Here is a 12,005-nt window from a genome sequence, read left to right on the forward strand (position 1 = left end):
GGTGATTAGCGCAGCCCGGTAGCGCATCTCGTTTGGGACGAGAGGGTCAGAGGTTCGAATCCTCTATCACCGACCAATTTAACAAAAAGGCTACTCAAATGAGTGGCCTTTTTGTTTTTCTTGATTTGTCATTACATTCGTACTATTGCCTTATTAAGTGAACAATGCCAATCGCATTATCTATCTGCATCCTCTATCCACATTATTGATTCACACTATCTATTTGCATTAACGGCGTTAATAGGAACTACATGCTATGTTTAATGACGTTTGTATGTTTTTTGGTAACCATACGTTATAGCCCTTCTGTTATAGCTGGAGGATTGATACCGTTTATTACTGCTGCGACTATAGGTATAAATAACCTGATGTGTACGGCATCGATGTGCCATGATTGAAGTGGGAGGAGACCATCACATCAGGTTAAATAGGCTTTACGCTGATATTCAGGTTGTCAGAGTCGTGCCATGGTATGGCTAAATCTTATCGAGCAAGCTTGGTCGTAAATTAAATTGCAGTTGACTGGTATCGTTCTTAAATATGAACGAGTTCACCAGAACAGCTGTATAGCGCTAGCACTGTGTTATAGCAGTTGGGTTAACCCACTAACACCCTAGTGAGTTTATCGTCTGTAAGTAGCTCTACAGAGATAAAAAAACCACTCAGAGGAGTGGTTAGTATTAGTTGATCAACTCTTTGATATCACTTAGAGCTTCACATTGACCGGCGGTACAATAAAGCCTTGATAAGCATCGACTCTGAGTTCAGTAAATCGTGTTAATTGGTTTGCTTCTTGGATGCCTGTGACAATCACTTGAATATCTAACCCTTTAGCTACATTCACTAAAGCACGACATAATTCGCTGTTGTGTTGATTCTCTTCAATATAGGCAAATGATTGGTCTAGTTTGACATAATTTGGACGTAGACTTTGTAAGTAAGCCATTGAACCGAATTGGCGACCAAAATGATCGATACCAAACTGAGCTCCTGAATCTCGAATGACTTTACAGAGATTTTCACAAGATTCTAAATCGCTATATACACTTGCTTCTGGGATTTCAAAGCAAATCCGTTCGGTGTATTTATTGGATCGTAGGAACTGTTTTAGCCAAAGATGAAAATCAGCATCGCTTATACTTTGATAAGTAAGATTGATGGCGACGCGTTCATAATTGCGTTCGAGTAAACGATGTTCATTGACTGTTTCTATTAAACAACGATCGAACATTGTGCCTAATGAGAGTAATTCTATATAGGGAACAAACTGACCAGCATGGAGGATGGTGTCGCCTATTTGCAGTTGGCAATATAGTTCGCGCTGACAAATTTCATCTTTGGCACATAGCTGAATCGACTGCCAACGGAATTGGAATTTTTTGTTCTTTATGGCATGACTTAAATTATTGCGCCACTCTTCACGGGTAAACAGCTGCTTTTGAGTGTTCTCAAACCAATGGAACACTTTGTCGTCTTTAATGGACTGTTGGAGTGCGTTATCTGCTTGAGCCAACATGTCTGATACTGTCATTTGTCCTAGACGTTCAGCAACACCAATATAAAACTGTTCATTTGGTTTACAGCCAGCTTTAGATATTTCTTTATTAACAGTACGTATTAGGCTTTGCAAATACTTAGCCAGCTGGTCATGTTCACAGTCCTCAACAAGGAAGGCAAATTCATATGCAGCAATACGGGCGATAACAGATGAGGATATTTTATCCTGGTGATGCTGTAGTTTCTCAGCCAGAATGCGAATAGTCTCATCGCGAACTTGGAAACCGTATTTGCTATGTACTTCTTCTAGCCAATCCATTTTGACTAAGTAAAGTGCTCCGGTACTGGGTTCGCTTAACCAACCATTAACTCTACTGACCATATATTGTCTATTTGGCAGCCCTGAGACTTGATCGATAAGATTTTTCTTTCTTAATGCTGAGACTTCTTCGTCAAGAGAATTAAATACTTGCTTTAATTGGGCTGACATACTGTTAAATGCATTGACGAGCTCTTTTAACTCCCTTGTTTTTGGCGTTGGCATATCTGGGCCAAATTGCTGTGCTGCTATTTGTTTAGCGTGTAAAGAAAGGGTGTTTAAGGGTTTTAAAATCCAGCTTAATCCCACTCGCGCAAATATAATGGCGATGAGAAATAAGATTGAAAATAGAATAATAATGTCGGAAATAATCCGCCATAACTCCTGATAGCCAAATCCTGGGTGAGCTGTAATTTCTAGTGTGGCAAGTTGTAACCAACCAGAGGTAATCGTGGTTTGTTTTTTAATGGTTTTAAACAGGTTAAGATCGATAAACCATTGAGGGATATTATCGACTTTAACAGAGTTGTTCCACACTTGTTGCTTACCATCAACCAACCACGTTAGTTTGATTTGTTGATAATAGCCGCCCTCAAAAATGACATTGACTAATGTTTCAGCTCCGGCATCATCACCGGCTTCTAAAACAGGGGTCAGCATTAATCCTAATGAATTACTGGCATTGTTGAGATCAGATTCCATTTGTTTGGATAAGAATCCTTGGGTTTCTGAAAATTGTACATAGGCTACGCTTGCAATTGTTAACAAGAAAAGCCCGAAAAGTAACGCATAGATCTGCCTGAACAGGGTCATGTTGTCACTACTCCATGTTGAGTTTGGGTTGGCGTAAGCGGTCTACACCTAATCTAAGTTTAAGGTCAGTCCATTTTTCAAGGCGTGATGATGAGCCAGCTAACACACCTCGACCTTTTTCTTTGTTTAGCCATAATTGTTTACCGTTAAAACTGTAAACAGGCAGGAGATCTTTTCGTTTCGTTGCCAATTTTATGGTTTTATCCAAATTGTCGAGCACTAACGGAATCGAACTAGGCTTTTCATAGTATGCTAACACCATATGATATTGATTCAGCGATGTTGCTTTTACCATGGTGATTCGGAGTTTATCTTCAGGAATACCCAGTTGAAGAAGCGTGAAATACTTTGCGATTGAGAAGTCTTCGCAATCCCCTCCGTTAGCCCCGATAAACTCCATTGGCGATGCCCAATAATTGGATTCACCCCATAGAGTTTGATCATCAATGAATCGAAATAAATTAAAAAATTGATTCACTTTTTCTAATTTATCAATATCAGCAAGTTGTTGTGAATCACTGACGATTTTGAACCAAGCATTTGCTCGTAATCCTGCGCGATCGCCATAACGTTTCGACAATGCTGAAACGGTTTGCTGCTGATTCAATTCTTGAGTTGGTGCAGCATATAAACATGAAACTAAAAGGGCCGATGCCATAATAAAAAAATGACAGACCCTTTTATGCAACGCTGTAGTTACTTTGCTGTCTTCACGACTCAAAGAATCAATGCCTTGTATGTCCGTTAGTCATTTTGCTCATCGACAGTGTAAATATTCCATCTCATTTCTGGAATGGTGTCATCGGCTGTGACTTCAGCTATCACACGACGATTACGCTCTTCTGCTTCTGGCGTGCCACTGTTATCAATTGGGTTATCAAAACTATACCCTGTAGCGTTAAGACGGCTTGGATCGATACCAAAGGTGTTTTCTAACACTTCGATAACCGCTTTTGCACGTTTTTGAGATAACGCTAAATTAAGTTCATAGCTTCCACGTTTACTGGTATGGCCTTCTATTTTTACCTTAGTGGTAGGGTAGGTTTTCATGATATTAGCGACGCGTTCAATTTGGTTATAATACTGCTGTTCGATAACCACTGAATTATTACTAAATAGTATTTTTAAGTCTTGGCGTTCATTGATATCTTTGATGCTACCACAACCATAGTTGTCGACAGCAGCACCAATGATGGTGCCAGCACAACGTTCTCGGGCCATTATCACACCATCACGATCACTGTCGGCAAGATCAAAATTTTGTGGTGTAGAAGCATTAGACTCGACAATATCGTTGATCGAACAACCTGTTGTTGTAATCAATGCGAGTAAAATCATCAAATATTTCATTATTTAACACCTCCCTCATATTCACGCTCACCACGCCATTCTCCCGGGCGTGTTACTCGAAGTGAGTCAAGTAGATCGCCTGTCGCATTCAATACTCGGTAACGAGCAGCAATTTCGTCATACTCGGTTTGCAAGTAATCCTTACGAGCTTCAAATAGTTCATTTTCGGTATCGAGTAAATCGAGCAGAGTTCGTTGGCCCAAGTTAAATTGTTGCACATAAGCCACTTGAGTCTGTTTTGACGCCACAACATGTTCACGGATGAACTGTTTTTGTGGGGCTAACATTTCATAAGCATTCCAAGCTAACGAAACACCCTCAACAACTTGGCGATAAGCGCGTTGTTGGATTTCTTTTGCTTCGTTGACTTTATAGGCTGTTTCTCTGTCTTTTGAGACGTCTTTACCACCGGAGAAAAGGTTATATTTAACCCGAACCATAGCAACTAAATCATTGTTATAGCCGTTAACATTTTGGCTGCTAATTGCGCTGTAGCCATCTTCGCCATCAGTATCATTATTCCAGTTACCATTAAGTTCTAGGCTTAATTGTGGGAAATAGCTGGCTTTGGCTGAGCTACGTTCTTTTTTAGCGGCGTTAATATCGCTTTCCGCTGATTTTAATACTGGGTGTTTTGATTTTGCTGCCATGAGCCCTTTATCTAAGCTTTTTGGTAGCATATCGGCATCAGGCACTGGCAGAATTAGGTCATCGGGTTTTGCTTCAACAATTCTGATATAGGCTGCACGAGCATCTTCTAAATTGTTTTTAGCAGAAATTACATTGGCGTTTGCACGGGCAAGACGACCGGTGATTTGCGATAAATCTGCTATCGATCCTAAACCTGAATCTGTGCGTTGTTTTATTTGATCGTAAATCTCTTTATGACTCGCGAGATTTTTCTCCGAGAGTAATAGTACTTGTTCGCTACGGATGTAGTTCAAATAGACCTTTGCAACATCCAATGCCATATCTTCAGCAGCAGCAAATAATGCCCACTGATCCGCGCTAGCTTCATACGAATAACGATCGACTTCGCTACTGGTATAGAAACCATCAAACAGCATTTGTTTGATACTAAAACCGGCTTCGCCACGTTCTAAATCAATCATACCGTCATTATCAACATCACCTTGGCCTACTTTACGACGAGTTGAAGGGCTATCGGTTTGCTCCCAGCCATAGCCCGCAGAAAGATCTACGGTTGGCATATAGCCTGCTACGGCTTGATTAACTTGCTCTTCACGCGCTTTAAAGCGATTAAAAGCAATGCGTAAATCTGGGTTTGTGTCTAGCGTATGTGCAACAGCTTGCTCAAGAGTCTGGCTTGAGGCTGTTGGCGCTATCAACATTGATAAAGCAAGAGCAACAGCACTTAGCTTTATTTGTTGATTTATAATAGTTGTCATAAAAAACCCTCCCGGTTCTTCTTAGCGCTCTCTAAGGGCGGTATCTTTCGCTCTTAAAATTGGATTTAAAATGTACTCAAGTATGGATTTTTTTCCCGTGATGACATCTACTGAAGTGAGCATCCCTGGAATTATTGGCATCTCTGTGCCATCGTCTTTCATTAAACTGGACTCTTGTGTTCGCACTTTTACAATATAGAAACTATTGCCTTCTTCATCCTGTGACGTATCGGCGCTAATGTGTTCAACGGTTCCTTTTAGCCCGCCATAACGGGTAAAGTCATATGCGGTGACTTTTACGATAGCGGGTAATCCCGGATGTAAAAAAGCAATATCTTTAGGAGTGATTTTGGTTTCTATCAGCAGTTTATCTTCTGATGGAACAATTTCCATAATCTCTTCACCTGGCTGTACAACGCCACCTAAGGTATTAAAGTTAATTTTTTTAATGGTGCCTATAACAGGCGAGGCAATGACGGCTTTACTGACCTTATCAAATGCGCCTTTTTGTGCCTGATTCATACGTGATAATTTGGTTTGCATTTCATTGAGCTGTGCACGTAAATCAGTGGCATAAACAAATACAGCTTCTCGGCGCTTTAAAATGGCTTCATCCATAGACGCTTTCACTTTTGGACGTAAAAGCCTAACCGATTGTAATTCACCTTGAATATCATTCACTGTGCGCTCAAGTTTGAGCAGTTCAACTTCCGGAACAATGCCTTTTCGAGCAAGTGGTCGAGTCAATTCAAGCTCGCGAGATACTAATTGATAACTCGTCGTAAGGGTACTAATTCTAGAGGCCAACTCTTCTATTTCTTGCTGACGTTGTTGGATCTGACGTACAAGAATTTCTAATTGGTTGCTTAAATTATCCAACCGAATTGAATATTCTTCTTGTTGACGCCTAACCAGTTCTGGCTCTTCGTCAATAATGGTCTGCGGAAATACCAAATTTTGCTTGGTTATTTTGACCTGTTGGCGCCAGTCTGAAGACATATCTGAAATAATAATACTGTCTAATTCGGTGCGCATGCGAATAATATTAGTTTGTAATCCGAACACTTCTTGTTCTTGTTGGTCAAAATCGGAGCGGAATCGGGTGTCATCAATCCGGGCTAAAGGTTGTCCTTTAGTGACCATACTCCCTTCTTGGACATAGATTTCCTGCAAAATTCCGCCATCTAGACTTTGGATAATTTGAATCTGTGACGACGGAATAACTTTACCCGTTCCTGATGTCACCTGATCTAATTCTGAGAAGTAAGCCCAAATAAAAAAACACACCATCATTGCGGACAGTGACCATATGATAAGACGATGTCCTGACGGGGCGTCAGTCATCATGGCACCATAAACGTCATCAACCATTTCTAAGTCGGCTACGGTAAGATGCTTACTCATGAGTTTTGGGCTCCAGCAATTGTCCCTGCATTAAGTTTCGCAAGGACTTCATCTTTAGGACCATCAGCCACTACATGTCCACGTTCTAACACAATAATGCGATCGACTAGATTTAATAAATGCATTTTATGGGTAATGAGTAATAATGTTCTGTCGCGACTAACCAATTGCATTGAGCGAATAAACTGTTTTTCTGCTCTAGCATCCAGGCTTGCTGTTGGTTCATCCATTAATAATATCGAGGGATCATTCAATGTTGCTCTGGCTAAAGCGACGGTTTGTCGTTGGCCACGACTGAGTGACAAGCCTCCTTCACCAACTTGTTGATCTAATCCTTCAGACTCTAAGTTAGTAAACATACTTACACCAGAAAGCTGGATAGCTCTTATTAATTGATGTTCAGTCACTTGCCTAGAACCGAATAAAATATTGTCGCGAATAGTCCCATGAAACAAGGTGACGTCTTGAGGTAAATAGCCAAAGTTACGTCTTAGGTCGCTAGGGTGAATCTGTCCTGCATCTAATCCATCATAGCGCAGGCTGCCTTGAGTTGGTTTGTACAATCCGAGTAGTAATTTGGCTAGGGTGCTTTTACCTGAGCCGTTACGACCGATAATGGCGATGCGCTCACCAGGATTAATGTGTATTGATAAAGGGTGTAGGCTTGGTTTTTCGGAGCCAGGGAAGCTAAAACTGATATTATCCGCTTCAATTTTTCCCATAAATCGTTCTTTGCTGGCTAGGTTTCCTTTGTCTTCAAATTCATCTTCTTGTTCCATTATTGCGTCTAATTGGCGCAGTGAACTGATGGTATGATTACCTCGGGTAATTAACCCTGCTAATTGAGCCATCGGAGATATAGCTCGGCTAGATAGCATGACCGCGGCAATGATCCCACCCATGGAAATTTCGTTTTCTGCTAGTCGATACACACCTAATATCACCACTAATACCACGGTTAATTGCACCATAAAATTAGCTATATGGCTGACATAATTAGACAGTTTTTTGGTTTTGAGCTGCCAATTGGCTGTATGGCCAATCATTTGTTGCCAGCTTTTTTGTACTAACCCTTCGGCACCATTGGCTTTAATTGACTCTAACGCGGTTAAACTTTCAATTAAATGGCCATGCTTTAAACTGGCAAAGCGGTTACTTTCTTCAATTGCTTGCTTCAGTTTAGGTTGTAGATAAAAGGTGACTGCGATAATGATCAAGCTGCCAATAACCGGAATAATAGCTAAATCGCCAGCAACAATATAAATGATGATCACGAACAGTAATGCAAACGGTAGATCAACCAACGCAGTAATCGTTGCAGAGGTCAAAAACTCCCGAATACTGTCAAACTCACCTAATTGTCTTGCCATTCCTCCTACGCTTGGTGAACGCTTAGATAGTGGAATACCAATGGCTTTTGCAAATAGTTTTGAAGAAACAATAATGTCGACTTTTTTACCCGCTATATCAATTAAATAGCTGCGTAATTGGCGCATTATAAAGTCGAATATATAAGCAATACTTGCCCCAATGGCTAAAACCCATAGTGATTCAAATGCGAGATTGGGTACCACTTTGTCATAGACATTCATAATAAATAGTGGTGAAACCAAGGCAAAAAGGTTGACCAATACTGAGGCTATTAGAGCATCTCGGTAAATAGGAGCAGAGTCTTTAATACTTTGCAGTAGCCAATGTGTTTTGCTGTCATGCAGATGAACATCAAAACTTTTGTCACCACGGTAATCTTGTTTAACTAAAAATAAGTAACCTACATATAAGGTTTCTAAACCTTCAATCGTCAGAGTATCTTCGCCGCCCGTTTCAGGTAATTGTATAACGGCTTTGTCTTGCTCTAGATCGATCTCTCTTAGAATACAGGCCTTTTTATCTTTCAATAATAAGATACAAGGTAATAATATTTCAGAGATTTGATTCAAATCTTTACGTGATAATTTAGCTGATAGCCCAGCCCTTGCCGCGGCTTGAGGAATTAAATCGGGCGTAATGACTGCACCAGACAAAGGAAGACCTGCCGCAAGGGAATCTATTGAGCAAGGGCTTCCAAAATGTTCAGTTAATAAAACCAAACAATCGAGTAACGGATCGACCGTTACCCGCTGGGAAGCAGAGATCGTCCACTGCTCACTTTTGTTAGACGCAGTTATAGGCACCTAATCATTGTCCTTAATGTGTATTGTTAGAATAATCAAATATGCGCCACATAATACTATGCGACGCAGTCAATGTGTTGTTATTAAGGAATAATATTTCCATTATGTTGATCAAATAGATCAGCATGACTGGTTCCTGGCGATGGAGCAGGGTTGACGGTTGCAGTATCTACAATGAGTGCACCATCATTAAGTAAACCATTAATGATCACTCCGTCTGTGGTGCTACCGTATTCTTGCGACAGATCTACACCATCCAGAACAATAACTTGGTCAATACTACCATTATGGTCGGCATCGATAGAAATTGTCGTGCTGCCATTACTGAACGAGAAATCTAAGTAGTTATCTAAATCGCCGTTCTGTTCATTCTGCAATAAATCACTGATATGAAGGGAGTCATTATTGACTTCGAAGTCTTTAATCGTATCGGTACCAGTATCGCCCTTAGACCATACAAAGGTATCGTTACCCAAGCCACCAATCAGAGTGTCATTACCTAGGCCGCCAATAAGAACGTCATTACCTTCACCACCATAGATAACATCGTTGCCACCTTGGCCAAACAGAATATCGTCACCAATACCGCCATCAAGAATGTCGTTACCATCATTTTGGTTGTTGATATTAAACTCATTTACATGGTCACGAATGTAATCATGCACTGCTCTTACATCAACATCACCAACATTTTGGCCCGTTTTATCTGCAACATAGGTTTGTAAAGCGACATACCCTTGCTCTGATGAACCGCTAAATCGAACTAAGTCACCAAAGATAATGTCATCACCTTGGTTCCCGACAGTATTGTCGTCACCTTGTGATTGTAATGTCTCAGAACCTGTGATGATGCTTGATAAATCAGATACATCAATCGACGCACGAACATTGCCGTCTGTATCGTATAGCTTCAAGTTAGCTTCATTAACAGTGGTGCCACCGTTTGCACTGGCTAAGCTGATTGCTTCAACTTCCGAAACTGCAGCGAGTAAGTTAAATGCATGTAGCGCCTGTGCGGTTGTATTTGTTCCATTGTCTGTAAAGCTTTTAACACTATTATCAGTGTTAAAGCTTAATTGGCCAATTTTAGCGCCTGTGTATGGTGAATACACTGCACCGCTAGCATTGACAACGACTTGACCATCTATGCTGATGACTTGGCCTTTAGAATAGTTATTAGAGGTCAACAAACTACTTAAGGTTTGATAGCTACTGGTCGTAACATCATAACTCATTAATACTGTTGAAGTATTAGTATCAATTGTTTGCGCATTTGGTGAGCCATCAGTAATGAAGTAAGAAATATTATTTCCAACATTATTTAACACTGTGCTGCTAGTAAACCAATTTATTGCAGACTCAAAACCAGCTTCATAGTTAGTAGAACCACTCGCGCTCATTTTTGCTAATTCAGTAAGCAGTGTTTGGACCGCATTTGAGTCGTCCATATTTACTGAAACAGAGTAATTTGAGCCTGATGCAAAGTTAGTCAGTAACACATTTACAATACCGCTATGAGAGCTTGTTGCGCTATTTGCTAGAGACTCAAATACCGCTTCCAATTGCGTTTTAGCTTCAGCAATAACACCGGACATACTGCCTGAAGTATCAAAAATAAAGGCTATATTGTAATTTTCTCCAGCAACAATCTGTAAACCTTGTTGATCACTGACAATAATATCGTTATTTGGCGTTCCTTTAATCACGTCATTACCCGGATTGCCGTTATAACTGACATAAGTGGAGCTAGCGTCAGCTTCTCCAACAATGTTAATCGTCACTGTCGCTGTGTCGGTAGCACCATATTGATCTGTTACTGTATAAGTAAAGGTATCCGTTGCAAGTTGCCCAGCAGTCAGTGCTTCAAATGAATCGTTTGTGTCATAAGAATAAGTACCATCACTGTGAATAGTTAGCAGTGCGCCGCTTGGTAATATAACTACCTGACCATCTGTAACTATTGAACCATTTACTCCAGTTAGAGCAAATGTATTTCCCTGGGCATCAGAGTCATTATTAAGTAGACCTTGACTCGTGTTCGAAATGGTTAATACGCCATCTTCTGACACTAAGTAGGTTCCCATAATAGCAGGACCAGATGCGGCAACATTTGTCAGGAAATAATCAGATGAGTCAGTTAATGCTGCGCCACCATTTGCTTCACTAATGGTTTTAGTTGCTTCAAATACCAGTTGGTCGAAGACAATATTACCGGTATCAATACTGAAAGTACCTGCGTCACCTGAAGTCGTCTTAAACGTTTCACTTGCAACTAATTGACCATTGTAATAAGCCTTCCAAACACCTTGTTCACCATTATTTTCATTAGAGAACATGTTTGAAACACTGAATGTCGCCTTATTCACTAATCCATTAAAGTCAATCACAATTGATTCAGATGTCGCGGTAGCTGAATCATATTCGATTTGTCCGGCAATTTGGTCTGAAGTTCGTGGTGAGCCTGCGACACCGAGTTTGTTAGTACCAGATTCTATGTTAACTACACCCATTGAGCCATCAGCTGTACGAGCTGATATTTTCATTAAGCTCTGGCCGTTTGATTGAGGAATTGTCCAAGCGTTCGTTGCACCTGAAGTCACACTAAATGATGTACCAGGAAGGTCATCATTAGCATCAACATTGTTAAGATCAAAAGTAACAATTGCGGTATCAGTTAAACTGCCATCACTTGTTTTAACCGTTAAATTAATTTGGCTGCCATTGTCGTAGTCAATTTTAGTTGTGTCATTAACTGAAATTACGCCAGTTTGAGCATTAATGATAAATGCACCATCTTCACTTATTAGACTATTTGATCCATTAGCAAGCACAAAAGAATAAGACAACGTGTCACCGTCTATATCAGTATCATTTCCGGTATTCGCTTCGTTAACGTTATATACATTAGTGCCATTTGCAATGGAGTCATTGATAGTGGAGGTGTAATCGTCAATGACTGGGGCATCGTTCACCGGCGTGACCGTTAAGCTCAATGTTGAGGTGTCATTGGCGCCAGAGCCATCGGTTAAGGTGTACGTG

At 40.5% G+C, this 12,005-nt stretch carries 7 protein-coding genes; all 7 read right to left on the minus strand.

Features of this window, described 5'->3' with window-relative positions:
• Nucleotides 1-706: 706 nt before the first annotated feature.
• Nucleotides 707-2,629 carry a bifunctional diguanylate cyclase/phosphodiesterase gene (locus AAEY97_RS20835; RefSeq protein WP_351001209.1) on the minus strand — a complete coding sequence of 641 codons (1,923 nt, stop codon included), beginning with the start codon at nt 2,627-2,629 and terminating at the stop codon, nt 707-709.
• A 7-nt stretch (nt 2,630-2,636) separates the two neighbouring features.
• Nucleotides 2,637-3,287 (minus strand): transglutaminase-like cysteine peptidase, encoded by a 651-nt coding sequence (locus AAEY97_RS20840; protein ID WP_162024258.1) that lies wholly within the window; start codon nt 3,285-3,287, stop codon nt 2,637-2,639.
• An 86-nt stretch (nt 3,288-3,373) separates the two neighbouring features.
• Complete coding sequence (locus tag AAEY97_RS20845) at nt 3,374-3,979, minus strand: OmpA family protein (RefSeq protein ID WP_162022189.1); 606 nt, start codon at nt 3,977-3,979, stop codon at nt 3,374-3,376.
• Nucleotides 3,979-5,388, minus strand: a complete 1,410-nt coding sequence (locus tag AAEY97_RS20850; RefSeq protein ID WP_101087236.1) for a TolC family outer membrane protein — start codon at nt 5,386-5,388, stop codon at nt 3,979-3,981. The genes AAEY97_RS20845 and AAEY97_RS20850 overlap by 1 nt, the downstream gene beginning before the upstream one ends.
• A 21-nt stretch (nt 5,389-5,409) precedes the next feature.
• Complete coding sequence (locus tag AAEY97_RS20855; RefSeq protein WP_101087235.1) at nt 5,410-6,792, minus strand: HlyD family type I secretion periplasmic adaptor subunit; 1,383 nt, start codon at nt 6,790-6,792, stop codon at nt 5,410-5,412.
• Nucleotides 6,789-8,966, minus strand: a complete 2,178-nt coding sequence (locus tag AAEY97_RS20860; RefSeq protein WP_162022191.1) for a type I secretion system permease/ATPase — start codon at nt 8,964-8,966, stop codon at nt 6,789-6,791. Before AAEY97_RS20860 ends, AAEY97_RS20855 begins: the two co-directional genes overlap by 4 nt.
• 83 nt (nt 8,967-9,049) lie before the next feature.
• Nucleotides 9,050-12,005: beta strand repeat-containing protein (locus tag AAEY97_RS20865; RefSeq protein WP_351001214.1), on the minus strand; the 2,956-nt coding region annotated here is incomplete at its 5' end.

The sequence above is a fragment of the Shewanella sp. TB7-MNA-CIBAN-0143 genome (assembly GCF_040310065.1).
GTDB lineage: Bacteria > Pseudomonadota > Gammaproteobacteria > Enterobacterales > Shewanellaceae > Shewanella.

Coding starts and splice junctions, on each gene's coding strand:
- AAEY97_RS20835 (WP_351001209.1), bottom strand. CDS start 2,629: ATGACCCTGTTCAGGCAGATCTATGCGTTACTTTTCGGGCTTTTCTTG.
- AAEY97_RS20845 (WP_162022189.1), bottom strand. CDS start 3,979: ATGAAATATTTGATGATTTTACTCGCATTGATTACAACAACAGGTTGT.
- AAEY97_RS20840 (WP_162024258.1), bottom strand. CDS start 3,287: ATGGCATCGGCCCTTTTAGTTTCATGTTTATATGCTGCACCAACTCAA.
- AAEY97_RS20850 (WP_101087236.1), bottom strand. CDS start 5,388: ATGACAACTATTATAAATCAACAAATAAAGCTAAGTGCTGTTGCTCTT.
- AAEY97_RS20855 (WP_101087235.1), bottom strand. CDS start 6,792: ATGAGTAAGCATCTTACCGTAGCCGACTTAGAAATGGTTGATGACGTT.